Origin of the sequence: Novosphingobium capsulatum NBRC 12533 (assembly GCF_001598375.1) — a bacterium.
Lineage (GTDB): Bacteria > Pseudomonadota > Alphaproteobacteria > Sphingomonadales > Sphingomonadaceae > Novosphingobium > Novosphingobium capsulatum.
This window is the reverse complement of record NZ_BCYV01000012.1, coordinates 220,967-244,734: the sequence shown is the minus strand read 5'-3', so window position 1 is coordinate 244,734 and position 23,768 is coordinate 220,967. Positions and strand designations below refer to the sequence as shown.

At 63.3% G+C, this 23,768-nt stretch carries 21 protein-coding genes; 13 read left to right on the top strand and 8 right to left on the bottom strand.

The features are described 5' to 3' along the window. Nucleotides 1-326: 326 nt before the first annotated feature. Genes SCA01S_RS12460 through SCA01S_RS12455 form a run of 3 tightly spaced genes read left to right on the top strand, consistent with a single transcriptional unit; the run spans nt 327 to nt 2,881 of the window. Complete coding sequence (locus SCA01S_RS12460) at nt 327-1,967, top strand: NRAMP family divalent metal transporter (protein ID WP_062785946.1); 1,641 nt, start codon at nt 327-329, stop codon at nt 1,965-1,967. 18 nt (nt 1,968-1,985) lie between these two features. Further along, a complete protein-coding gene (locus tag SCA01S_RS22265) occupies nt 1,986-2,129 on the top strand; it encodes a hypothetical protein (protein ID WP_157088961.1) in 144 nt (47 codons plus the stop codon). A gap of 17 nt (nt 2,130-2,146) precedes the next feature. Further along, on the top strand, nt 2,147-2,881 hold the full coding sequence (locus tag SCA01S_RS12455) for an MgtC/SapB family protein (RefSeq protein ID WP_245652542.1): 735 nt from the start codon (nt 2,147-2,149) through the stop codon (nt 2,879-2,881). A gap of 97 nt (nt 2,882-2,978) precedes the next feature. On the opposite strand, the gene SCA01S_RS21830 is transcribed toward SCA01S_RS12455, so the two are convergent. The 3 genes from SCA01S_RS21830 to SCA01S_RS21825 all read right to left on the bottom strand — a co-directional run bounded on the left by SCA01S_RS21830 (nt 2,979) and on the right by SCA01S_RS21825 (nt 5,069). Then, nucleotides 2,979-3,212, bottom strand: a complete 234-nt coding sequence (locus SCA01S_RS21830) for a helix-turn-helix domain-containing protein (protein ID WP_084390969.1) — start codon at nt 3,210-3,212, stop codon at nt 2,979-2,981. A gap of 285 nt (nt 3,213-3,497) precedes the next feature. Then, nucleotides 3,498-4,526 carry an IS110 family RNA-guided transposase gene (locus SCA01S_RS12450; RefSeq protein WP_062785943.1) on the bottom strand — a complete coding sequence of 343 codons (1,029 nt, stop codon included), beginning with the start codon at nt 4,524-4,526 and terminating at the stop codon, nt 3,498-3,500. Nucleotides 4,527-4,742: 216 nt separating this feature from the next. Beyond that, entirely contained in the window at nt 4,743-5,069 is a 327-nt protein-coding gene (locus tag SCA01S_RS21825) for a helix-turn-helix domain-containing protein (protein WP_218016405.1), read from the bottom strand. Between the two features lie 571 nt (nt 5,070-5,640). Here SCA01S_RS21825 and SCA01S_RS12445 point away from each other — a divergent pair. Next, on the top strand, nt 5,641-6,177 hold the full coding sequence (locus tag SCA01S_RS12445; protein WP_062785940.1) for a cytochrome b: 537 nt from the start codon (nt 5,641-5,643) through the stop codon (nt 6,175-6,177). Nucleotides 6,178-6,228: 51 nt separating this feature from the next. Here the strand turns inward: SCA01S_RS12445 and SCA01S_RS12440 are convergent, their stop codons facing one another. The 5 genes from SCA01S_RS12440 to SCA01S_RS12415 form a co-directional block, all read right to left on the bottom strand. After that, nucleotides 6,229-7,146, bottom strand: coding sequence for an MlaA family lipoprotein (locus SCA01S_RS12440; RefSeq protein WP_062785938.1), 918 nt, complete (start codon nt 7,144-7,146; stop codon nt 6,229-6,231). Nucleotides 7,147-7,180: 34 nt separating this feature from the next. Further along, complete coding sequence (locus SCA01S_RS12435; protein WP_062785935.1) at nt 7,181-8,611, bottom strand: cytochrome-c peroxidase; 1,431 nt, start codon at nt 8,609-8,611, stop codon at nt 7,181-7,183. Nucleotides 8,612-8,680: 69 nt separating this feature from the next. After that, the gene (locus SCA01S_RS21820) at nt 8,681-9,697 is read right to left on the bottom strand and encodes a sensor histidine kinase (protein ID WP_084390968.1); all 1,017 of its coding nucleotides are present in this window, start codon (nt 9,695-9,697) and stop codon (nt 8,681-8,683) included. Next, complete coding sequence (locus SCA01S_RS12420; protein WP_062785926.1) at nt 9,694-10,371, bottom strand: winged helix-turn-helix domain-containing protein; 678 nt, start codon at nt 10,369-10,371, stop codon at nt 9,694-9,696. Before SCA01S_RS12420 ends, SCA01S_RS21820 begins: the two co-directional genes overlap by 4 nt. 43 nt (nt 10,372-10,414) lie before the next feature. Next, complete coding sequence (locus tag SCA01S_RS12415) at nt 10,415-11,134, bottom strand: VIT1/CCC1 transporter family protein (RefSeq protein WP_412103057.1); 720 nt, start codon at nt 11,132-11,134, stop codon at nt 10,415-10,417. An 806-nt stretch (nt 11,135-11,940) separates the two neighbouring features. Here SCA01S_RS12415 and SCA01S_RS12410 point away from each other — a divergent pair. The 9 genes from SCA01S_RS12410 to SCA01S_RS12370 all read left to right on the top strand — a co-directional run bounded on the left by SCA01S_RS12410 (nt 11,941) and on the right by SCA01S_RS12370 (nt 23,767). Then, nucleotides 11,941-13,200 carry a tyrosine-type recombinase/integrase gene (locus tag SCA01S_RS12410; protein WP_062785921.1) on the top strand — a complete coding sequence of 420 codons (1,260 nt, stop codon included), beginning with the start codon at nt 11,941-11,943 and terminating at the stop codon, nt 13,198-13,200. A gap of 464 nt (nt 13,201-13,664) precedes the next feature. Beyond that, complete coding sequence (locus SCA01S_RS12405) at nt 13,665-14,564, top strand: LysR family transcriptional regulator (protein WP_062785918.1); 900 nt, start codon at nt 13,665-13,667, stop codon at nt 14,562-14,564. 425 nt (nt 14,565-14,989) lie between these two features. Further along, nucleotides 14,990-17,125, top strand: a complete 2,136-nt coding sequence (locus SCA01S_RS12400; RefSeq protein WP_167542896.1) for a TonB-dependent receptor — start codon at nt 14,990-14,992, stop codon at nt 17,123-17,125. 17 nt (nt 17,126-17,142) lie between these two features. Continuing rightward, nucleotides 17,143-18,675: a dienelactone hydrolase family protein gene (locus SCA01S_RS12395; protein WP_022677293.1), complete on the top strand. Its 1,533-nt coding sequence runs from the start codon at nt 17,143-17,145 to the stop codon at nt 18,673-18,675. Nucleotides 18,676-18,680: 5 nt separating this feature from the next. Then, nucleotides 18,681-19,979, top strand: a complete 1,299-nt coding sequence (locus SCA01S_RS12390; RefSeq protein WP_167542895.1) for an alpha/beta hydrolase — start codon at nt 18,681-18,683, stop codon at nt 19,977-19,979. Further along, a complete protein-coding gene (locus SCA01S_RS12385) occupies nt 19,976-21,058 on the top strand; it encodes a hypothetical protein (RefSeq protein WP_237741076.1) in 1,083 nt (360 codons plus the stop codon). Before SCA01S_RS12390 ends, SCA01S_RS12385 begins: the two co-directional genes overlap by 4 nt. 1 nt (nt 21,059) lies before the next feature. After that, nucleotides 21,060-22,241 carry a cytochrome P450 gene (locus SCA01S_RS12380; RefSeq protein ID WP_062785910.1) on the top strand — a complete coding sequence of 394 codons (1,182 nt, stop codon included), beginning with the start codon at nt 21,060-21,062 and terminating at the stop codon, nt 22,239-22,241. Nucleotides 22,242-22,284: 43 nt separating this feature from the next. After that, nucleotides 22,285-23,286 (top strand): LacI family DNA-binding transcriptional regulator, encoded by a 1,002-nt coding sequence (locus SCA01S_RS12375; protein ID WP_062785907.1) that lies wholly within the window; start codon nt 22,285-22,287, stop codon nt 23,284-23,286. A 175-nt stretch (nt 23,287-23,461) separates the two neighbouring features. After that, nucleotides 23,462-23,767, top strand: coding sequence for a hypothetical protein (locus SCA01S_RS12370; protein ID WP_157088960.1), 306 nt, complete (start codon nt 23,462-23,464; stop codon nt 23,765-23,767). The last annotated feature ends 1 nt before the right edge of the window (nt 23,768 follow it).

Here is a 23,768-nt window from a genome sequence, read left to right as displayed (position 1 = left end):
ACAGTCGCCGCTTGGCGGTTGCTGCTCCTTCTTCCGCGCCGTGGCGTGCCAGCGAGTTTGGCAGGGCCCGACAGGTAGCCGCAGGCGCCTGATCGGCCCGCCGCCTCCTGGCTTCGCGCCAAGGAGGCCCGCATGAAGTCGATATTTCCTCTTTGCTGTTCACGGATTGCGCAGTCTGCCCGGCAGAACCGCGCAGAGCCGCCGCGACGACGATGCGTTGCGCTCCCCCCTGCGCCTTGCGTGTACCCATGCCGTGCGCATGCCCCGCTAAAACCCGCGCTTATGGCAGCGCGGCGCCCACTTTCGCTGAACACCTGGAAAATCCCATGATGAAACTCGTAGACACCTGCGCGCAGGACATTCTCGACACCGAAGCCGTGCTCGACACCGCCCATGTCGGCGACATTCGTGGCGCCTTTGGTACCATCGCGCTCGGCGACACCGGCCCGCGCGACACTTGGCGCCGGCGCCTGTCCACGCTGATGGCGGTCATCGGGCCCGGCCTGATCGTCATGGTGGGCGATAACGACGCTGGCGCCTTTGGCACCTATACGCAGGCAGGCCAGAACTATGGCACCGGCCTGTTGTGGACGCTGCTGCTGCTGGTGCCGGTGCTCTATGTCAATCAGGAGATGGTGCTAAGGCTCGGGGCGGTCACACGCGTGGGCCACGGGCGGCTGATTCTTGAACGCTTCGGGCGCTTTTGGGGGGCGTTCAGCGTGATCGACCTGTTCCTGCTCAATGCGCTCACCATCGTCACCGAATTCATCGGCATTGCGCTCGCGCTCGATTATCTGGGCCTGCCGCGCCAGTGGGGTGTGGCGGCGGCGGCGCTGATCATCGTGGCTTCCGCCGCCACCGGCAGCTTTCGCCGCTTCGAGCGCATCGCGCTGTTGCTCGTGGGGGCGAGCCTGCTGCTGGTGCCGGTGCTGATCTGGGTTCACCCGCCGGTGGCCCAGGTTGCACATGATCTGGTGGTGCCCGGCCTGCCGCACAAGGGCGCGCTGGGCGATGTGATGCTGCTGATCATCGCCATTGTCGGCACCACGGTCGCGCCCTGGCAGCTGTTTTTTCAGCAGAGCTATGTCATCGACAAGCGCATCACCCCGCGCTTCCTGCGCTATGAAAGCGTTGATCTGGTGCTGGGCATCGTGCTGGTGCTGGTGGGCGGCATCGCCATGATGGCCTTTGCGGCGGCCGCCTTTGCCGGGCGCCCCGAGTTCGGCCATTTTCAAGATGCGCTGGGCGTGGCGGCAGCGCTGGGCCGGGCGGGCGGCCATGCGGCGGGCGTATGCTTTGCGGTGGCCCTGCTTGATGCCAGCGTGATCGGTGCCATGGCGGTGTCGCTGTCGACTGCCTATGCGGTGGGCGATGTGCTTGCGATCCGCCATTCGCTGCATCGCAAGCCGGGCGAGGCCAAGGGCTTTTTCGCGGTCTATGCCGGGCTGGTGGCGTTGGCCGCTGGGCTGGTGCTGACACCGGGCACGCCGCTGGGCCTGCTCACCAATGCGGTGCAGACGCTGGCGGGCGTGCTGCTGCCCAGCGCCACAGTGTTCCTGCTGCTGCTGTGCAACGACAAGGCGGTGCTGGGTCCGTGGGTCAATGGCAAGTGGCTCAACCTGTTTACCGGCATGGTAATTGCGGTGCTGGTGATGCTGTCGACAGTCCTCACTGCCGCCGTACTGTTCTCCGATATCAGCGAGCGGGCCATTCTGGCCATTCTCGGCGTGGGGGCGGTGTTTACCTTGGCTGTCGGGGGCTGGCTGGTGTTTGCCCGCAGCGAAGAGGCGCCAGTGCTGCCGCGCTGGAAAATGGAACGCTGGCACATGCCGCCGCTGGCCCAGTTGGCGCCTGCCACCATGACCCCGCTGGCCAAGCTGTGGATGGTGGTGTTGCGTGGCTATCTGGTGATTGCTGGCGGTCTGGTGCTGTACCGCATCATCCGGCTGTCGATCGGCGGGCACTGAGCCGGAGGAGACAGGGCCATGACCGCCTTGCTGACTGTATTCGCCTATATGGTCTTTGTCTGTCTGGCTCTGGTCAGCTACTATCGCCACCAAAAGCGCAAAAAGCGCCATCCGGCGCGACGGCTGAAGCGCCACCACATTGCGCGCCGTCCGCTGCGTTGAACAACTAAGGATTTTTCGTGACGCCGCTCGCCTCGTTGACCGCGCTTTTCGATGTCGACCTGTTCGGGTTGGCGATCAGCTTCATCTGCCTCAGCACCGCCTTTGCGCTGGGCACAGCCATCGGACTCGAACGCCAGTGGCGCCAGCGCACGGCGGGCCTGCGCACCAATGTACTAGTGGCAGTGGGGGCGGCGGCCTTTGCCGACCTGGGCCTTCGAGTGGCTGGCGTCGATGGTGGGGTGCGCGTAATTTCCTACGTTGTTTCAGGCATCGGCTTTCTGGGCGCAGGCGTTATCATGAAGGAAGGCACGCATATACGCGGGCTCAACACCGCCGCAACCTTGTGGGCCAGCGCGGCAGTGGGCTGCTTTGCCGGCGCGCGCAAGCCGGCCGAAGCGGTGCTTGTGGCCGGCTTTGTGCTGGCGGGGAATACGCTGCTGCGCCCGCTGGTTGATGCTGTCAATCGTCGCCCGATGAACCCAGACGAAACCGAGGCGCTCTATCGCGTGCATGTGGTTTGCCCTTCGGGCATGGTGTCCGCCGCGCGCGATCTCTTGTTCGACGAGCTGGAAACCCACCACTACCCTATCCGCGAGATGGAAACGCTCGCCGAGGGCGAAACGCAGGTCGAGCTGGCGGCAATTCTGGTGCCCACCACCGCCGACCCCGCCGATCTTGATGCGATCACCGCGCATATCGCCCGCCATGAAGGCATCAGCAGTGCCACCTGGACCGTCAGCGCCACCAATTGAAAACTGTATGCTGCAGATCGGCTCCTGTAGAAACCGACATCTACCATGTGATCGCGAGCGACAGTTCCGTCGCAGACCTTACCTTTGCCGCCTTCTGCTATCCATCCTGAATATCTGATGATTTCAGAGGAAGTAGTAGGTCCGAAGCACTGATACCCAGTCCCTTAGCGAGCCTGTCGACCACATCAATGCTGGCTGAATAGAGGCAGCGCTCCAGGGCGCTGATGTACGTTCGATCAATTTGAGCCCGATGGGCGAGCTCTTCCTGCGACAAACCAGCGGCTTGCCGGTGTCGACGCAGATTGGCGGCGAGTATCTCCTGGATCTCCATGATCCGGAAAAGCCGCCCTTGATGAGTATTTAACCACGGAGTATTCTCTACAAACGACGCCGTGGGGTTCCGTTTGCAATGCGCCAGTTCCGATTGAAGTCCCGCTTGGGGTCATGCTTCTCTGCGCAGTCGGCGCAGGGCCGCTGCAAGATGGGGTCGGATGGTCCGGCGGGTCTTATCTATAGTGCGGCCTATGGTTGGCCAGTTGATAACGCGACCTCGCCGTCCCAACCTCCCTCGCGGGAACTTCTTCCGCTGGCGCGGATACTTGTCAGTCCTTGGCCATCAAGCTTCCTGCGCAGCCCAGCGGAAATCCGTGCCATCGGCCCACATACGATGGAGGATCACCCCCATCTTTCGGGCCAAGGCTACGACCGCCTTCTTCCGGCCGCGGCGCTTGGCAAGCCGCATCGCCCAAGATCTCAGAGCCGATGGTTTGGCGACGCGGGTCATCAGTACTTGGGCGGCCTCAAACAGCGAGGCGCGCATCATGGCGTCGCCCGCCTTGGATATTCGACCAGTCCAATCGACTTCGCCCGATTGGTATCGTTTGGGCGTGAGGCCGAGGTGCGCGCCGACAGTACGGGATCGATTGAAGCGCGATGGCACGTCGATCGCAACCCGGAAATTCATGGCTACGACAGCACCGACACCGGGCATGGTCATCAGCCGGCGGCATACGGGATCATCCTGGACGACCCGCAGCAGGATGCCGTGCAGTTCATCATACTGGCGGCGCATAGCGTTGCGGGCGATGAGCATGGGCTCGACTACCTCGGCCACGAAAGCGTCGAAGGCCGCGAGTTCGCGAATTCGCTCCTCGAAGGCCTTGGGCGTGACCTTGCCCACCTTCAAGCCAAAGTTCTTGAGGAGGCCCCGCAGGTCAGCCTCGATGTCCAAGAACTTGGATTTGAGGACTTTGCGCGCCTGGAGCAGCACGTTGAGCCGTTGGCTGCGGTCAGACTTGATGTGAACGGGCTTGAACAGCCCGACCCGCATCATCTGAGCGAGGCCGCGCGCGTCATTCCGGTCGGTCTTGTTCATCGTCTGCGCCCGCAGCACTTGCGCCATATGGCGCGCCTCGACGCAAACCACCGGCAGTTGGGCTTCGGTCAGCGCCGAATATATGTGCTGCGAGAGCGGTCCGGCTTCCAGCCCGACCCGCTCGAGGTCTGCCGCCAAGGGGCGCAGCGCCGCCACAAGGTCCTCCGCCTCGCTCGGCACCTTCAGTTCGCGAATGATTTCACCGGAAGCATCGACAACGCAGATGCTCGTCAGGTTCAGGGAAACGTCCAGTCCTGCAAAATAGGCCATTTCGAGTCTCCATGTTTTGATGGAGCCACAATCAGATGGGGCATGCCGAGACGAATACCACCATCTGTAGTGTATAGTCGGTATCGATTGGTAGTTGGTCTTCAGACATATTGACTGAATCGGTCGTCGAAAAGACTGCGAGAGGAAACGCTTGGATATCAAGGATCTTACGGCTGTGCCCTAGCTAGTGCCTGGATAACTAGGTCGAGTCCGCAGTCACGATGCGGGCATCTCGTCGGCATAAGCGCGCGCAAAGCTGCCCGGCGGACAGTCAATGCGCTTGCGAAAGGCGATGCTTAAGGCGCTGGCTGCTTCATAGCCAATGTCCTCAGCAATGCTGTCGAGCGATTGGTCGCTACGCGCCAGCGCATCAAATATTCGATCGGCACGCAACCGACGATCGAGCCGAACCTTGCCGAGAAGGCCGAGCGGGACATGCCAGCGATCCCGGCAGTCCAGTTGGCGCGGATATCGGCGTGCATTACCACCTTGGCTACGTGCTAGCGGCAAGGGCGCGCGATTATGGAGCCAAGTAGCTACCACGCGGTTGGGGTGCAACCGTCGTCGCCTCCGCGCCACGGGCAGGAAGGGCAGCTATCCGCTTATGGCTGCTGGAAACCCGCCGCTCCCTTTACGGCCAAGACTTTCAATAATGAAACGCCGAAATCGTATGAACGGGGTGGCTCCTGACGAGCTGATTTCACGTCGCCATGCAATGGCCTTTCACACGTCAGGGTTCGGTCAGCTTCACCCCTTAGTCGGACAGAATGCCCGGACAGACCTACCTGCCAATTGGCACCGTTGTCGCTGGATCGGCACTAGCCTTCCTACCCCGGATTTCCATCATAACGATTCCACCATCGTTTTTCTCCGAAAAGCTGCTGCGGACGACCGTGCAGTGCGGATCGGCTACTTTGTCGATTAGCATCAAAACTGCCGGAGCAAATCGACATCCTTCCTACATCCTTCGCCATACCCAACCGCAAGGCCAGTTATGTGACCTCAAGCACTCTGCGCAACTCCGCCAAGGCGTGGGTGCTGGTGAAAGTCTCTGCCAGAGTGAAAGAATGAAGATTAATGACAAGGAATGAACAATGCGTAGCAAGATCAAACCATGACTGAAACAAAAATGCGATATGATCCCATCACGATTAGCCTGCACTGGGCGACGGCGCTTCTAGTCGTGACGCTGTTCGGACTTGCCGAATTCTGGGACTTCCTTCCTCGCGGGACGCCGCTGCGTCACAATCTCCAGGGCCTGCACATCTCGCTGGGCCTCATTCTGACCGCGGTCGTAACGCTGCGAATTATCTGGCGTGCAGGTTTTGGCCGCCGCCTGCCAGAGATCGTCTCGACCCTGCCCTACTGGGCAGCGAAGGGCGCGCACTATCTGCTATATTGCCTGCTGATCGGCCAGATTGCCTTGGGCTTCCTGTTCCGCTGGGCACAAGGCGAGGCTTTTACCTTTTTCGGCTTGTTCGCGGTTCCCCCTGCATTCGCGCCCGACAAGGTTCTCGCGGGGACGATCGGCGAGGCCCATGACCTTGTCGGCTGGTCAATCATCCTGCTGGCCGGCCTCCACGCTGCGGCAGCCCTGCTTCATCACTATGCGCTGCACGACAATACGCTCAGGCGCATGTTGCCACATTGAGCCTCTGGCCGAGGGTCGCAATGATGCGCGCGCCGGCCAGAACTTTGGCTATCACTTCTCGGTCGGCACTGTCCTCGCCCCAGCGGGGCTGTGCCTGACATGCAGCGCATCGATTTCCGCCTTGCGCATCTGCATGTAAAAGGCGCGCGATGCCCCATAGGCTCGGGCCGGGTCCTCATGCAGCTTTTGCAGGCGATCGTCAAATTCCGCACGCCGGTCGACAAGCCGGATCGTCGTTGTCGGGATGGAATAGGCCAGACGATTGAAAGGGCGCCCCACGCTCAAGGGCAAGGTGAGCCGGTCGACGATATCGCCGAACAGGTCGCGCACGCTCGAGGGACCGATCAACGGCAGATAGAGGAACGGTCCTGGCTTCACGCCATAAAACCCGAGCGTATCGGCAAAACCATTGGGGCGATGCGGAAGATTGAACCTGCGCGTTTTCGCCACATCGAACAGGCCGGCCACGCCGACCACCGAGTTGATCGTGAAGCGGCCGAGGGTCTCTGCGGCCTTGCCGGGATGATGTTGCAGCAGATAATTTGCGAACACGACGGGCTCGTTGAGATTGGCAAGAATATTACGCAATCCGCTGCGGACCGGTGCCGGCAGGCCATGCCTGTAAGCAAGGGCCACGGGCCGGAAAACGGCCTTGTCCACCGAATGAGTCAGCTCGAATGCCTTGACGTTGACCGTTTGCAAGGGGTCGCCACGTGCTTCCTGGCGGGCAGCGGTCACGACGATGCTGTCCTGATGGCTATTCTGCCCTGCCTGCGCGGGAAGTGCCTCTTGCGAACCCGCTATGGCGGCTGCGGGAACCTCGGCTGCGGGCTTGCCGCCTGGCGCGTCAATCGGGCCTGCCTCCTGTGTGGAACTGGCCGGCGGCGCGGGGCTGGCCGGTACATTGTCCAGTGGGGTGGCCGACGAGGATAGTTGCAGGAACAGGCAGCCAAGCACCAGTGTGGTCATTTGCCAACTCCAGCACCTGCGCAATCATACATGGCTATTTCACCGCTGCGGGTTTGGATGCCAACGGCTTGCCCTGCCAGGTGCCGGTCAGCGTGTTCAGGAAGGCGACGATATCGTTGATGTCCTGGTCCGGCAGTCTCCCTTTGGGCGTCTGGAAACGCACCATGAGCCTGACGGCCTCGGGCAGTGTCTTCGCGCTGCCATCGTGCATGTAAGGCCCGGTCAGGGCGATATTGCGCAGGTTCGGCACCTTGAAGCGTGCGCGGTCCTGCTCGGCGTGTGTAACCGTATATCGGCCGAGATCGGCATCGGTCGCCTTGCCGTCACGCGCCGTGACGTAATCGCCGTTCAGCCCCATGATTTCCATGCCCTGGCCGCCCAGCGATTGGCCGACATGGCACGAAGCGCAGCCATTCTCCTTGAACAGCGCATAACCGCGCTTCTCGCTCGCGCTGATCGCGCCGATGTCGCCTTGCAGGTAACGGTCGAAACGGCTTCCTGGTGTGGAAAGCGTTCCTTCGAACGCGGCAATCGCGTCGGTGATGCGATGCTGGTCGATCGGCCCCGGGCCATAGATTTTGAGGAATGCCGCACCATAGCCGGGCTGCGCGTTCAACTTCGCGGCAACCTCGTTCCATGTGTGCGAGCCCATTTCCAGTGGATTCATTACCGGACCGGCAGCCTGCGCCGCCAGAGTCGGCGCCCGACCATTCCAGAACTGCACCTTGTTGAACAGCGCATTGTAAACCGTGGGCACATTGATCGGCCCCTTCTGCCCACCGATGCCGGTGGCCGTCACCAGACCGTCCGCGCCGCCCGTGCCGAGCCCGTGGCAACTCGCACAGCTCACGCTGTTATCGCCGGAAAGTTTCGTATCGAAAAACAGCCGCTGGCCCAGCGCGATCTTGTCTACATCTGCGGGCAAGACCGCCATGATCGGCTGAACCGGCTCGGCAGCGAATTGCGCGGCGACATTCGGGGAAGCGTAATATTTACGCCGGGTCGCCGTCACCCAGGTCAGCAACGCATTCCTGTCCGCATCGCCGAGCCGCGCGCGCCAGTGCATCAACGTGTAGGGCGAAGGCGGCATCCGGCTCTGACGTGTCACCCATTCGATGCGGGCCAGATCCTCTTGCGGGGGCGGCGTGCCGTCCTGCAACGCCTTGAGCACGGCCTCTACACGGAAATGCCGTAGGCCTTGTGTCAGATCCCGCTGCATCAGTTGATGGGCAACCGGCAGATCGGCATAGAACGGCAACGCCGTGCCCTGCGCATGGCAATAATCGCACCGGGCTCGCGTCAGGACACGGAATGCCCCCAACGCGACCGGATCGCTATAGGCCGGGGAGAATGCCGGAAGCACCGGCGCCGTCGCGCGATCGAAATGCGCCAGATAGCCGACAGTCCCGCCATAAGCGGCAACCAACGCCCCAGCGCCGATGAGCAGGATGTTCCGTTTAAGCATATGTCCCGGCTAGGCATCGAGTCTGACGCAAGCCTGACGGGAGGAACCGCGGCATGATCACCCTTGCGCTCAACCCTCGGGGAATTGCAGCACCAATTCACGTCGGTCAGGGTTGCTTGTCAGCACCCCCTCGTGCGCAGCCATGATCCGATCGACGATGGCCAGCCCCAGACCCGCGCCATTCTTGCTGGCATGATCGGCGCGCCTGTGCCGGCGCACGAGATCGCGCAGGCGCTCCACATCAAGGCCCGGCCCCTCATCGCGGACTCCCATCACCGCTCCTGGGCCTACGAAGACCTGGACCGTGCCACCGGCGGGAGTCACGCGGACCGCATTTTCGACAAGATTGCGCAGCGCCGCCGCAATCGCTTCCTTGCGCCCCCGAATGCCTGGCACCTCGCCATTGACGTCAAGCGCGATCATCTTGCCTTCGTCAAGGATCGCCGGTGCGACCTGGCTGACGACATCGCGCGCCAGTTCGACAAGTCCTATCTGTTCTGGCGCGATCTGCGCTGATGCCGCAGCGTCGATCTGGGCCAGAAGCATCAACTGATCGATCAGCCGCCGCATCGCTGCAACATCACCTTTCAACCGCAGGGCACGAGGATGATCGATCTGGTCGAGTTCAAGCGACAGCAGGGCCAGAGGCGTGCGCAATTCATGCGCGACATCGGCCGCGAAAGCTTCCTGCCGCTTCGCCGCCTCGTCGAGACGTTCCAGAAGATCGTTGACCGCCCCGGTGAAAGGCAGTGCCTCTTCAGGCATTTGCGACGTATCGATGCGAAACCCTCGCTCATGTCCCTTGACGGCTTTAATGCTCCGGGCCGCATCCTCCAGCGGAACAAAGGCCTGTCTGATGACCCGAAGACCAAGGATAGTGACCGGAACCATGAGCACCACCACCGGAAGTGCGACATGTTCCAGCGACTCCAGTATAGCGCGTTGCAGAGCGGCGCCCGCCTCGAGATGGCTGAAGGTCAGCCGATAGAAAAAGACCACCGCCGCGAGCAACAGGAGCGTGCCGACTAGCCCGACCTGCCCCAGACCGCGAATGAGCCTGCGCGACACCGAATTCCTGCGCATCATGCGGCGGTGTCCTTGAGGATATAGCCGACACCCCGGATCGTCTGGAGCACGCCGCGCATCCGGGCGTCCTCGAGCTTCCTCCGCAGGCGGGATATGGCAGCTTCTACCGCATTGGGGGTCACCTGCTCATGGAAATTGTAAAGTGCATTCTCGATCACCTCCCGGCGGACCACGGCCCCGGCACGGCGCATCAGCAGTTCCAGCAGATCGGCCTCCCTGCGCGACAGTTCGATTTCGAGATCGCCAACATGCGCGGTTCTGCGCGCCGTGTCGAAACGAAGCGAGCCGACTTCGACCACCGTCTGCGCCCTGAGGCCCGGCCGGCGCAGCAAGGCGCGAAGCCGGGCAGCTAGTTCCTCCACCTCGACTGGCTTGACGACATAATCGTCCGCCCCGGCATCAAGCCCCAGGACCCGATCCTCCAGAGCCCCTCGCGCGGTTTGAACAATCGCGGGCGGCATATCGCGATAGCGACGAGAGGCGGCGAGCCAAGCGACCCCATCGCCATCGGGCAAGCCCAGATCCAGAATGATTGCGTCATAGATGGCGCTCGCCATGGCATCGTCCGCATCCGACAGGCGAAGAGCAATATCGCAGGAAAAACCGCGGAGTTGAAGGCCATCGACCATAAGTCGAGCTAGGCGTTCATTATCCTCAATGACGAGAATGCGCATCTATGCGATATTCCTTCTCCAGTCGGAACAAGGCGGGCGCTGTTCAGGCAATAGCACCGAACAGGCGCCCAATACCTGCCGTCACGGCCAGCGCCAAAGCCCCCCAGAAACTGACGCGAAGGATAGACCGCGTCAGCGGTGCGCCGCCCGCCCGCGCACCAAGCGCGCCCAGAATTGCGAGACAAAGAAGCGTGGCCGCGATTATCAGAGGAATTAATCCATGGCGAGACAAGGCTGAGACGAGTGCGAGCGGCAGAAGAGCGCCTGCGCTGAACGTGATGGCTGAGGTGAATGCCGCTTGAAGCGGCCGAGCAGTCGCGATCTCGGACATGCCGAGTTCGTCACGCGCATGGGCGTCAAGCGCGTCATGGGCCATCAATTGATCCGCGACTTGCAGGGCCAGACTTTCGTCCAGCCCACGCCGGACATAGATGTCTGCCAATTCCCGGCGTTCCATCTCGGGCTGTTCGGTCAGTTCCTTCCGCTCCTTTGCGAGATCGGCCCTTTCCGTCTCGGATTGCGAACTGACCGAAACATATTCACCCGCGCCCATGGACATAGCTCCCGCGACCAGCGCCGCACCGCCCGAGATAAGAATAGCTGGCTTGTCAGCGCCCGATGCGGCGACCCCGACAATGAGGCTCGCTGTGGATATGATGCCATCATTGGCACCCAGCACGGCTGCGCGTAGCCAACCGATCCTGGAAACGGCATGGCGCTCGGGATGTGATCGGAATTTGGCCACTTTTTTCTCGCTTGTCACGAAAGGCCACCCACCACATTTACCTGACTAAAGCCTGACGATCACTATCCAAGACTCGCAAATGTCAATGATCGCTCCAGAGGCTCGTAGGTTTTTTCGAGCATCCAAAGCGACTGCTTGCCATGCCTTATCAAGGAACATGAAAATCAGGATGCACCACTTTCAGATTTGCCGGCTTTGCACATCGTGATCCAGTTTCTTGCCCCACCCCTCACTACCACTCATGCCGAGCCGCTTGCTTGGACGCGCCGCCCCTGACGCGGCACAAGGTGCCGCTGACGCTTGGCCGGGCCGGTTTCCCAGCTTTCCGCGCGGATGCGTCTTTCACACTCCCGCCAATGGTTTCGATCCGCTTGTGCAGGCCGGCGGCTGACCGTTCCCGTCAATTCAGCTCGCAATAGACGTAGTTCCATTGGCGAGGCGGCGGAGGAACTTCGGCAGACGTCGTTTTACTTCGCCGTCATTTGTCGAGCATTCCGCCGATCAACCGATTTGACCGCCGTTGGCTACGCAAATGCCTTCAAAAGACCGCCGATTACCGCAAAGTCCGAAAAATATTATTATATATCATGTGATTATGAGGAATTCGTAGTTCTCATCTTCGTCGGGCGCTGCCCGCCATATGCCCCCTCCGGCAGCACGCTGGGCTACCCTAAAATACGATCCAAAGTACGGAAAATAGGCGTTTTTTCTGAAGTCCTCATTTTTGCTGGGCGATCCGTTAAAGCGCGAAGTGTGGGCTAGAGTGTGGGCTAGCGCAGGGACGGCCGGTTTGAAACCGGGCCCTCCGGTGATAGATTCCGGGCATGGGAAAGCTCACCAACTCCATGGTCAACGCGTTGACCGAACCTGGTCGCTATGCTGATGGCGAAGGGTTGTATCTGCGCATCTCGCCAGCCGGTGGCAGGAGATGGGTACTGCGGATTCAGATCCATCACACACGCAACGATATTACCATCGGCGACGCTCGGCACATTTCACTGAAGAACGCGCGTCTCGAAGCGGCCGCTCTGCGTGCGCAAGTTGCAAAGGGCGGCGATCCGGCTGCGGAGCGGCGCAAGGCCAAGAAAAAGATCCCCCGGTTCGAGGAGGCAGCCCGGCGGGCCCATGCCGAGATGTGCAGGGGCTGGAAAAACGGCAAGCACCAGCAGCAGTGGATCAAGACCTTGGAACTCTATGCCTTTCCCAAGCTGGGCAAGCGCACGGTCGACAAGATCGATGGGCCGATGATCCGCGATGTCTTGGCTGAAATCTGGCTGGATATTCCCGAAACCGCGCGCCGCGTGCGGCAGCGGATCGGTGCGGTGCTGGACTGGTGCTATGCCAAGGGGCTGCGCGACAGCGAAGCGCCGATGCGCTCGCGCGCGCGCGGCTTGCCCCGCCAGCCCAAGCGCAAGGGGCATTTTGCCGCGCTCCCCCATTTCGAGGTTCCGGCCTTTCTGGACACCCTGCATGCTAAGCCGATCAGCGCCGGCACGCTGGCACTGGAATTGTTGATCCTCACTGCGGTCCGTTCGGGCGAAGTAAGGCATGCGCTGTGGTCGGAAGTGGATGATGACCTGACGATCTGGACCATACCGGCCGAGCGCATGAAGATGGGGGTCGAGCATATCGTCCCGCTATCGCGCCAGGCGGCCGATGTGCTGCGGCGTGCCAGGCAATTGTCGATCGACGACAATCCATACATCTTTCCTGGCCCGATTTCGGGCGCGGCCCTGACGGATATGGCGTTGCTCGAACTGGTGCGCGGCATGGACGTGCCTGTGACGGTCCATGGCTTTCGCTCGAGCTTTCGCGACTGGGTCGCCGACGAAACCGACACGGCCGATGAAGTGGCCGAATCTTGCCTTGCGCATTCCGTCGGCAACAAGACCAAGGCAGCCTACCTGCGCACGGACTTCTTCCGCAAGCGGCGCGCGGTGATGCAACTCTGGGCGGACCACTGCCTGCCGCCGGCCCGTATCGTGGCCATGCCGGCGCAGCCGGTCGCGACGATCCAGCAGGCGACCGTGCCTGTCCGCAATGCGGCGACGCTCCCACCATTGCGGCGGCATGCCTATCGTTGACGCTGTGTCGGATCTGCCATCGCCGGATGCGGTCGAGAGTGGTGGTTGGTGGGCGGCGCCGTGTCTGCGGTGGTGAATTGCTGGGAGAGGGAAGGGGGATTTGGGGGGGCTGAAGCCCCCCGGGAGCCAGGGCATGGCGGTCCGCCCTGTTTGCCTGGATGGCCGTGGCGCCCGTGTCGTCGGCAAGCTTGGCGGCGGCATCGCGTGATCCGGCATAGGTGAAAGCCACTGAGGCCGCACCCTCGCTGAACCGGCGGACGATGGTGGCACCGATGCCACGGCTGCCGCCAAGCACGAGAACATTCTTTCCGATAACGTCGTTCATGTCAGCCTCCTCTGGATGGGAGCAGCGGGACCGGCCCTGAAGAGGCAGGCCGTCGCGCTGTCTGGACGGGAAGATGCCGATCGGGCAGCGTTCGCACCAGCTATCCAATTCTGGTTTTGAACGACGGGAAAACCGAACAATGATGAAGCTCGACGGCATTACAGCCTTCGTCGCCACGGTTGACCAAACCTCGATCAGTGCCGCAGCGCGACGCCTTGGACTGGCAAAATCGGTGGTCAGCGAGAGGCTGGCAGAGTTGGAGAGGGCGTTGGGGGCAACGTTGCTCCAGCGTTCTACCCGGCGCCTGACCTTGACCAGCGCGGGCGAAGCGTTCTTGCCGCGTGCGCAACGCATCCTGCGCGAAATGGAGGAAGCCGCAGCAGAGATCGACGCGAGGAGCGGCAAGCTGGCCGGGCCGCTGCGCATATCGGCGCCCGTGGGCTTTGGCATTCTTCACCTGGGGCCGGCGATTGCCCGCTTCCTGCAGGAGCACCCGGGGATCGAGATGTCTCTCGACCTGGACGATCGCTTTGTCGACGCGGCGACCGGCGGGTTCGATGCCGTCCTGCGACACGGCGCCATCGGCGATGGCCGCCTGATCGTGCGACGGCTGGCGACCAGTCGACGCCTTCTGGTGGCTGCGCCTTCCTATCTTGCGGAGCATGGCAAGCCCACTTCGCTGACGGAGCTGGAAGGTCACACGGCCATTCTTTACGCCAACAGGTCAGGTGACTGGCGCTTCGCTGCGGGGTCTGGCTGGACTGTCGTGCGGCCGCGAGCGGCGCTGCGGGTCAACAACGGGATCGTGATGCGCGATGCCGTCTTGGCCGGCCTTGGGCTTGCCATGTTGCCGACATTCTTCCTGCACCAGGAAATCAAGACCGGGGCCCTGATCGAAGTGGACATAGGCTGGCCTGCGGAAGGCGCGGAACTTTTCCTGACATATCCGCGCGATCATGGTGCCGCGAGCAAGATACGCGCGTTCGGGGACAGTCTGCGCCGTAGCTTTGGCGATCCGCCCTACTGGGAGCAGCCCTGATTGCGCATCAGTTATTCCCTTTGCGTGAGGTCCATCGGCAAGATCCGGCGTGACGGGGTCGTCCCTTCAGCCTTTCCTCATGTAAACGCTTACTCCGGAATTTGCCGAGTGCGACGTCATTCAATCCACGGACGGTGTCGGCTGGGGTTGATGTTGGTTACGTTAGCAATTTTGCTGGCGTGATACGCTGGTTGCCCCATTTCGAGCGGACATGCCGATCTTGATGGGGTCGGGTCCGAACGGTCTTCCGTCAATGAAAGCGCTTGCATAAGGAGCGGGAACGGGGCTATGCGGTGCTTCAAGGCGCGCAAGGCCTGTGCGGACCCAGATGCAAAATCAGAATGCGGGCCAGCTTCATGCGCCGGGCAGTGTCCGATATCGGGAGAGGGGTATCCAATATGAGGTATAAGCACTGGATCGCAGGCGTGTTGCTTGCTGGAACGTCGGCTCCTGCATTTGCGCAGGCCGAAGGCAGTGGTGCGGCCGCCGACGAAGGCGCGGCGGCCCCCGGCATCGTGGTGACCGCCGAGCGCCGCAGCCAGAGCGCGCTTTCCACGCCGATTTCCGTCGTGGCGCTCAATGCCGACATGCTGAAGGCCCGTGGCGTGAGCGATATCAACAGCTTGCAATCACAGGTTCCGTCGCTGAGCTTTGCTGACTACGGCAACGTCAAGTTCGTCAACATTCGGGGTGTCGGCATTTCCGAAGGGGCGCCGAACCAGTCGGTTGGCGTGGCGATCCATTGGGATGGCACCTATGTCGCCCGCGAATTCGTCTACGGGGACTCGTTCTTCGATGTTGCCAGCGTGGAAGTGTTGCGCGGCCCGCAGGGCACTTACACGGGCCAGAATGCCAGCGGCGGCGCGATCTACATCAGCTCGGTGCGACCCGATTTCAACGGAACCAGCGGCTTTGGTAGCGTCACGTTGGGCAATATCGGCCGCAAGCAGGTCGAGGCAGGCGTCACCACGCAGTTGAGCGACAAGCTGGCCGTCCGCCTGTCGGGCCAGGTCGAGCGGCGCGGCTCAGCGTTCACCAACCTGGGGCCGACCGGGGCGGCGCAGCCCGTGCGCTATGGCAACCAGCCGGGCAACCTCAGCCGTTTCCTGGGCCGCGCCCAACTGCTCTACAAGCCGACCGATGACCTGGACCTGCTGCTGATCCACCAATACAGCGACCGGCGGACCGATGGCCTGCCCACGCAGAGCTTTGCCCAGGCCCCGGTGGGCAATCGCACGATCGCCTATGACACCGACCAAGCGCTCAACACCATGTACAACCGCACCACGGCGGTGCTCAACTACAGCGGCATCGATGCGTTCAAGGTGCGCGTGCTGGGCACCTATCAAACGACCGACCAGCTCTCGGTGCGCGACAACGATTATTCCACCGCTGCCACCGGAACGTCGAGCAAGATCACCATTCACGATCGCTATTACACTGGCGAAATCGATCTGATCTCTCCCGACAATCGCCCGTTCACCTGGACGGCCGGCGCGACCATGCTCAATTATCGCCAGCCGGCCTTTACCGTGCCGAACATCGCCAAGGGCGCGCCATACGAGCAGAGCCTGACTATCTTCACCGATGCACGGCGGCGCAACGAGGCCGTCTTTGCCGAAGTCGGCTACAAGCTGGGCAATGGCTTGGAAATCAAGGCCGGCGGCCGCTACAGCTGGGACCACGTGGGCTTCATCGACAGCTACATTGCCCCGGCCGGCCCTTCGGGCTTCCGCATCCCCCTCAATCCCGGCATTCGCGACTTTTCCGAGTTCACCGGCCGCTTCGCGCTCAACTGGCAGATCGATCCCAGGCTGTTCATCTATGGCACGATCAGCAAGGGCTACAAGCCGGGAGGGACGACGCCGTTTGGCATCAACTACGATGCCGAGCGCGTCATCAACTATGAAACCGGCGTCAAGGGACGCCTGTTCGATGATCACCTGACCGCTTCGGTCAGCGGCTTCTACATGACATACCAGAATTTCCAGGCGACCTACGCGGCCGACATCAACAATCCCGCGACCGCGATCACCCGCAACGTCAACGGCACCAGGATCAAGGGTGTGGAAGGACAGTTCGACCTGAAGGTGGGGGGCTTTGCGGCCGATGCGTCCTTCTCGGTGCTGGATGCAAAATATGGCCAGTTCGAGATTGTCCAGCCTGCGGGCCTGTTCGGCAATGGGCTGCCGGCACAGCCCGAACTGATCAACCTTGCCGGGCGCACCATTCCCTTTGCTGCCAAGTTTTCGGGCGCGGCGGGCGTGTCCTACGTCTTCGCCCTGGGCAAGGGCTCGCTGACCCCGTCGGCCCGCATCAGCTACCAGGGCGCACAATGGGTCAACTTCTTCCAGGCGCCCTATAACCGTCTCCCCGCCCGGACGCTGGTTGGCGCGCGCCTCACCTACAAGGCGTCCGACAACTGGTCGCTGGCAGCCTATGTCGATAACCTGCTGGACAACAATTACATTGCCAGTGTCGACCAGGTTACCGACGGCATCGGGTCCTATATCCTGGGGCAACCGCGCGAGTTTGGCGCAACACTGTCGTTCCGGTTCTGATCGTGAAAGTCCCCTCCATGAACAGCGTTTTGCGCAAACCCGGTCTGCTTCGTCTCCTCGCGGCGGGCCTGCTGCTTGCGGGAGCGAACGACGCGGTGCTGGCGCAGTCGGCGGTGCCGGGTGCGGCTGCGGCCGCCAATTCAACCGCGGTCGTGCGGCGCTTGCCGCTGTTCGTGGGGGGCACCACGCTGCAAAGTTGGATGCGGATCGATCCCGCGCTGTTCGACTTCCCCGGCCTTGGCACGGTCCTGACCGGAAAGGGCGGTCTTGCCGCAGGGGAAGCCGCCGCGCGCGCGCAGATCGAAAGCGGCCGGTACCAGGTCTTGCACCTTCAACCGGATCACCTAGTGGACGGCAAGGGCCAACTGGAAGCCACGCGCAACGCCGCGGATCGGCTGGCCCGGGCGGCGCAGGGGGCGGGGCTGAAGGTGGTCCTTGCAAGGCCGCTCGGCCTTGCGGCCGGCGCGTCGCGCGATGATGAGGCGTTGGCGCAGTGGATGCAGGATGCCGCCCTGGCACGCGGGTATCGCTATGCGGATTACAACCACATCGATTTCCATCCCGAGATCAAGGTGGATTCGCCGGCACGGCTCGCGCTGGTCAGCAACACCGTACGCGGCGCGCTCGACGCGGCGTTTCGCGCGGTGCCCGGGTTGAGCGACGAGGCCGTCCTTCAGCGTGAACGCGAACACCTCAACGGCCTGCCCGACGAGCCAGGCAGCGGCCCTTATCCCGCGATCCGCGCGATCGAGCCCGCCTTGCCCGGCGCCGTGCTCTACCGCCCGGCAAATCTGGCTCTTTTCGAGCAGGCCCGGCTGCCGGTGCTGATCTTCGGCAACGGCGGCTGCATGGCCGATGCCAGCAACGCGCGCCGGCTGCTGACCGAAATTGCCTCGCACGGCTATGTCGTGATCGTGCCCGGTGCCATGCTGGAGGGCCCGGGCGGCTTGCGCAACTATCCGCAAGGCGCCGTCCTGGCGCCCGATCGCCCCGGCCAAGGCGTAAGCCCGGCAGACATGACCCGCGCCCTCGATTGGGCCAGCGCCGATGCCGCCGGCAATGGCGGCTGGGCCCGCTATATTGACAAGGCACGGATCGGGGTTGCCGGTTGGTCGTGCGGCGGCTTGCTTGCGCTGAGCCTCTCGACCGATCCGCGCATCCGCGCCACGATCGTGTTCGATTCCGGGCTTTTCCCGGCGGGTGGTGCCGGCATGCCGGGCCTGGCGGTGGACAAGAGCCTGCTCGACCGGTTGCATGCGCCGATATTGTACATGTTGGGTGGCATGACCGACGTGGCCTATACCAATGGCACCGATGATTTCGCCCGGATCCGTTCGGTTCCCGCGGTGCTGGTGAGCCGCGACGTCGGGCATTCGGGCACGTTCTTCGAACCGCGCGGCGGGCTTTGGTCCATCGTTGCCCGGCACTGGCTCGATTGGCAGCTCAAGGGCGAGCGTGCCGCCAGCGCGGCGTTTGTCGGCGCGGATTGTCGGCTGTGCCGCGATCCCGACTGGACCGTTCGCCGAAACCTCCGGGTGGTGGCGCCATGAAAGCCATGGCCACCCTTGCCATGGCCATGGTCATGGCGCCGACCTCCGGTGTCGCCCCGGCCCAACCGGTACCGTCCACCGACCCGGTTCCTGCCGACGTGCAGGTGCTTTCGGGCACGCTGCCTGGCGGCGGGCGGTGGCACGCGATGGTTTCCGGGCATTGGAATGGTACGTTGCTCGTCTGGGGGCGGGGGTACGAACCGCAGGCGGCGTTGCCGGATCCGGCGCCCGCCGGGTTGCGTGACACGCTGCTGGCGCGGGGATACGCGCTTTTGGCATCGGATTATGCGTCGGGCGGATGGTCGCTGGCGCAGGCCGTACCGGCGCAGCGCGCTGCCATTGCTGCCTTTGCCGCCCAGCATGGGGCCCCGCGTCGCACCATCGCCTGGGGGGCTTCGATGGGCAGCCTCGTCACCATTGCCTTGGCCGAGCAGACCCGCGGCGGACCCGATCGTATCGATGGCGCGGTGGCGCTGTGCCCGTCCATCGGCGGCGCTGTCGGCATGATGAACATGGCTCTGGATGGCGCCTTTGCCTTTCGCACCTTGCAGGCGCCGGGCGACGGCATCGTGTTGACGGGCGTTGCCGACGATGCGGCCAACAGCATGCGGGTGCGCGATGCGGTCAAGGCCGCCATGGCGACACCGCAGGGGCGGGCGCGGCTGGCGCTGGCCGGTGTGCTGGGCGGCATGCCCGGATGGACCGCGCCCGATCAGCCGGAACCGCGCGCCGACGATGCCGATGCCCAGGCTGCCAACATCGCGGCGACCTTTGCGATGGCGGTGTTCCCGCCGCGCCACGACCAGGAAACCCGCGCCGGTGGGGCGTTTTCCTGGAACACGCAGGTGTCCTATCCCCGTCAACTGGCGCTTTCGGGGCGCCGTGCATTCGTGGCCAAGCTCTACGCGCAGGCCGGCTTGAACCTCGATGCGGATCTGGCCCGCCTCGATGCGGCGCCGCGCATCCCGGCCAAGCCGGCAGCGGTGGCTTACATGATGCAGCACTACACACCCGACGCGCGCCCACGCGTGCCGGTCGTCTCGCTCCAGGCCGAGGGGGACGGCATCACATCGCCGTCCTTGCAGCAGGCCTATGTCGACGCGGCCAGGCCTGCGATGGTCAAGGGCCTGTGGTATCGCGGTGCCGGCCATTGCCGGTTCCCGCCCGAGGCGCTTCTGGGCGCGCTGTCGACCTTGGAGGCGCGGCTCGACCGCGCGCGCTGGGTTGTGCCGAAAGGCCCGTTCGTTGCCCATCGCCCGGCACCGATGCTCCGCCCGTGCCTGCGAGGAAAACCCTGCCGATGACCAGGCCTGCTCAATCCGCGCCCACCTCCGCGACCGGCGGCATGCCGATGGAACTGCTGCTGCTGGGCTATCTCCTGTCCTATCTGCCCAGCATCATGCTGACGCGGTATCTCGCGACAACGTCGATCGTGGCCCTGGGACGTCCGCTCACCGGCCTCGAACTCCTGCCCGGCTCGCTGATGCTCAACCTGGTGATGACTTATGCCTTCATCTGGCTGTCTGGCTGGCATCGGCAGGCCAACCGCCTGGCAATCGGTCGTTGGAGCGTGCCGTTTCCCCGCCGTGCGACGTTCCTTTCGGGGCTGGCGACCTCGCTGGTGCTGTTTACCGTGCCGTTGTCGCTGACGTTCAAGGGCGTCAGCATCCCGTTCATCCAGCTGATCATGCGCGGTGACATTTTGATCCTGGCCCCGCTGGTCGACGTGCTGTTCGGGCGCCGCGTGCGGTGGTGGAGCTGGCTGGCCCTGGCCATGGTTGCATTCGCCCTGGTGATCACCCTGACCGATCGGGGTGGGCTGCGGCTGCCTCCTCTCGCGGTGCTGACCGTGGTGCTTTACACGCTTGGCTATTTCCTGCGCCTGGTGGTGATGACGCGGGTGGGCAAGACCGGCGATCCACAAACGGTCAGGGCCTATTTCGTCGAAGAAAAGATCATCGCGCTGCCCATGTCACTGGTGGCCCTGGCGGCCATTTCCACGCTCGGCCTGGGTGGACAGGCCGATGAACTGGCGCGTGGGTTCATCGGCATCTGGCGCCTGGGCGTGATCTGGCCGCTGGTGGGCATGGGCGTGACGCTCACCGCCGTGTCCATCCTATCTATTCTCATCCTGCTGGACCCGCGCGAGAATTCCTACTGTGTCCCGCTGGAGCGGGCGGCCAGCCTGATCGCGGGTGTCGTGGCGGCGCTGCTGCTCGCCTGGATCTGGGGCATGCCGGTGCCACGCCCTGCAGAATTGGCCGGTGCGGCGATCCTGATTGCCGCGATCGCCCTGCTTTCGCTCGCCCCCCGCCTTTCCGCCCGTGCCGCGCACGGCGTCATGCCTGCGCGCGCCATGGCCAGCCCTGACAAGGACCACTGAGATGACCGCAATCCCGTCGGACTTCGATCCCGAGGCGCCCGAGGATTTCGACAGCGCCCATCGCGAATATGCCCGGCTGCGCCGGGAATGTCCGGTGGCCCATACGGACGGGCTTGGAGGTTTCTGGGCGCTCAGCCGCTATGAGGATGTGCGCCGCGTTGCCAGTGATTGGGCTTCGTTCTCCACCGAAACGCAGAACGTGATCCCGAAGGTGGCGTTCACCGGCCGGCGCCCGCCATTGCACCTCGATCCGCCCGAACACACGCCTTTCCGCCAGGCGCTCAATCCCTTGCTGTCGCAGGACAAGGTGCGTCGCCTCGAAGCCGATACCCGGCGCTTTGCACGCGAAATGCTGGCGCCGATGGTGGAGCGCGGCGGTGGCGACATCTGCACCGATTTTTCCTCGTTCTTGCCGGTGCGGGTGTTCGGCCTGTGGATGCGCATGCCGCCCCAATGGCTCGATACGCTGCATGATGACGGGCGTGCTTTCGTTCTGGCCGTACATCGCAACGAGCCGGAACTGATGAAGGCCACCAGCCTGCGCCTTTACGACATGGCGCGTGATCTGGTGCGGCTGCGGCGCGAGGCGCCCGAAGACCCTGCGATCGACCCGACGAGCGCCCTGCTTGCCGCTGTCCACGGCGGGCAATCCTTGCCAGAAGACCTGCTGATCGGGGCCGTGCGCCAGGTCTTGGTGGTCGGCATCGTAGCCCCGATGGTGCTGGTCGGAAGCATGGCGGTGCACCTGGCACGCGACCAGGAATTGCAGGCGCAGTTGCGCGCAGACCCGGCGCTGGTCCCCGCCGCCGTCGAGGAATTCCTGCGGCTCTACACACCCTATCGCGGGTTTGCCCGTACCGCCGTCAACGACACGGTGGTGGGTGCGCGCGCGATCAAGGCCAACGATGCCATCGCGCTGCTCTACTGCTCCGCCAATCGCGACGAGGCGATCTTCCCCGATGGCGACCGCTTCGTGCTTGATCGCCCCAACATTGCCGAGCATCTTGCGTTTGGCCGTGGACCTCACAACTGTCCGGGGCTGCACCTGGGGCGCATGGAACTGTGCGTGGCGCTGGGCGAACTGCTGGCTGCCACGCCGGGTGGTTTTACGCTCGACGGGCCGATCACGTTGAGCCGCTGGCCAGAAATCGGGCCACTGACTGTGCCGTTGCGGTTTGGATGAGAACGCTTGCATCTTTCCGGCAAATTCGGAAAGGGTGGCAACCATGGTCCGTCCTTCCACGCGCAATCCCAAACTCGATGATGTCGCCGCGCGGGCCGGAGTATCAACGGCCACGGTCAGTCGCTTCCTCAACAACCCGGACATCGTGGCTGCCGGCACTGCGGTGCGAATCCGTGCCGCGATCGAGGAAATGCAATACGTACCCAATCTTCTGGCGGGAGGATTGGCGTCGTCGCGCTCCAAGATGGTTGCGGTGCTGATCCCCCATTTGGTGGACTCGTTGTTCGACCGCACGATTGAGACCATGGTGGAGGAATTGAACGCCGGCGGCACCATGGTCATGCTAGCCTTGACCGGGACAGCGGCGGGCCGCACCGAAGCGATGATCCGGGCCGCCATGGGCCGCCAGGTGGACGCGATCGTCTCGACTGCGCCCCTCAGCGCCGAAACCACGGCGCTCATACAGCATTTTCCGGGCCTCTTTGTCCAGATCTGGGATCTTCCGGCGGAACCACCGGGCATCGCGGTCGGTTTTTCCCACGTCGAGATCGGGCATGACCTTGCGCGCTTCATCTATGAACGCGGCTATCGCCGGCCGGCGCTGGTCTCGGCAGAACTGGGCCGGGCCCGCCTGCGCCGCGATGGCTTCGTAAAAGGATGGGAAGCGCACAGCGACACGCCGGTCAAGGAAATCGCGGTCGACAGTCCTTCCCGCTTTGGCCACGCCAGACGTGTCTTTGCAGAATTGCGCCGGCAGCCGGAACGCCCCGATGTGGTCGTCTGTGGCTCGGACTCGCTGGCCCAAGGCATCATCGTGGAAGCCAATGCCGCAGGCCTGAAGGTTCCTGATCAGCTTGCTGTCGTCGGTTTCGGCAATGCCAGCGTTGCCAGTGACATGCGCCCGACAATCACGACCGTCGAAATCGACGGGGCGCAGATTGCGCGCGAGGTCAATGCCGCGGTGCGGAGCCATGTCTCGGGCGTGGCGCCGAAACAGCGTTCGGTGAACGTAGGATTTCGCATCATTGCCCGCGAGAGCGCTTGATTGGATACCCGTCCTGAGGGGGCAAAAGGCGGCAGGTCCCTGGTTGCGGCGCCAGCGCCTAAGCCCAACCGGCCGCGGTGCCGGCCTGCCGCCGGGCACGCGCCTTGCGTTTGGCGCGTTGGCGTGCCCACCAGAACCACAGGCCGGTGATCGCGAAGAAGGGCAGGCCAAGCTGGTGACGAACAGCACGATCTGTCCCGCCCTGCCAAAAAAAGGCGCCGCGATGAATCTCGAACATGCTCGCCAGGATCTGCCGGCCCGGCTTGCCACCCGGCTCGCCTTGCCGGGCGATCTCGCCACCACGCCACCGGCGGCGCAGGAGACGCTTGCTGCGGTGCCGGATTGGCGGGCCGCCTCGCTGTTTGCCTCACCCCGACACACCGGCAGAGCGGATCAGCCAACGCCAGGCGTCACAGCGGATGCGCTTCCGGCGGGCCTGCGCAACAGCCTCTATCCAAACGCAACAGGCAGCCAGCCATGAT

Coding starts and splice junctions, on each gene's coding strand:
- SCA01S_RS12460 (WP_062785946.1), top strand. CDS start 327: ATGATGAAACTCGTAGACACCTGCGCGCAGGACATTCTCGACACCGAA.
- SCA01S_RS22265 (WP_157088961.1), top strand. CDS start 1,986: ATGACCGCCTTGCTGACTGTATTCGCCTATATGGTCTTTGTCTGTCTG.
- SCA01S_RS21830 (WP_084390969.1), bottom strand. CDS start 3,212: ATGGAGATCCAGGAGATACTCGCCGCCAATCTGCGTCGACACCGGCAA.
- SCA01S_RS12450 (WP_062785943.1), bottom strand. CDS start 4,526: ATGGCCTATTTTGCAGGACTGGACGTTTCCCTGAACCTGACGAGCATC.
- SCA01S_RS12445 (WP_062785940.1), top strand. CDS start 5,641: ATGACTGAAACAAAAATGCGATATGATCCCATCACGATTAGCCTGCAC.
- SCA01S_RS12440 (WP_062785938.1), bottom strand. CDS start 7,146: ATGACCACACTGGTGCTTGGCTGCCTGTTCCTGCAACTATCCTCGTCG.
- SCA01S_RS12435 (WP_062785935.1), bottom strand. CDS start 8,611: ATGCTTAAACGGAACATCCTGCTCATCGGCGCTGGGGCGTTGGTTGCC.
- SCA01S_RS21820 (WP_084390968.1), bottom strand. CDS start 9,697: ATGATGCGCAGGAATTCGGTGTCGCGCAGGCTCATTCGCGGTCTGGGG.
- SCA01S_RS12420 (WP_062785926.1), bottom strand. CDS start 10,371: ATGCGCATTCTCGTCATTGAGGATAATGAACGCCTAGCTCGACTTATG.
- SCA01S_RS12410 (WP_062785921.1), top strand. CDS start 11,941: ATGGGAAAGCTCACCAACTCCATGGTCAACGCGTTGACCGAACCTGGT.
- SCA01S_RS12405 (WP_062785918.1), top strand. CDS start 13,665: ATGATGAAGCTCGACGGCATTACAGCCTTCGTCGCCACGGTTGACCAA.
- SCA01S_RS12395 (WP_022677293.1), top strand. CDS start 17,143: ATGAACAGCGTTTTGCGCAAACCCGGTCTGCTTCGTCTCCTCGCGGCG.
- SCA01S_RS12390 (WP_167542895.1), top strand. CDS start 18,681: ATGGCCACCCTTGCCATGGCCATGGTCATGGCGCCGACCTCCGGTGTC.
- SCA01S_RS12385 (WP_237741076.1), top strand. CDS start 19,976: ATGACCAGGCCTGCTCAATCCGCGCCCACCTCCGCGACCGGCGGCATG.
- SCA01S_RS12380 (WP_062785910.1), top strand. CDS start 21,060: ATGACCGCAATCCCGTCGGACTTCGATCCCGAGGCGCCCGAGGATTTC.
- SCA01S_RS12375 (WP_062785907.1), top strand. CDS start 22,285: ATGGTCCGTCCTTCCACGCGCAATCCCAAACTCGATGATGTCGCCGCG.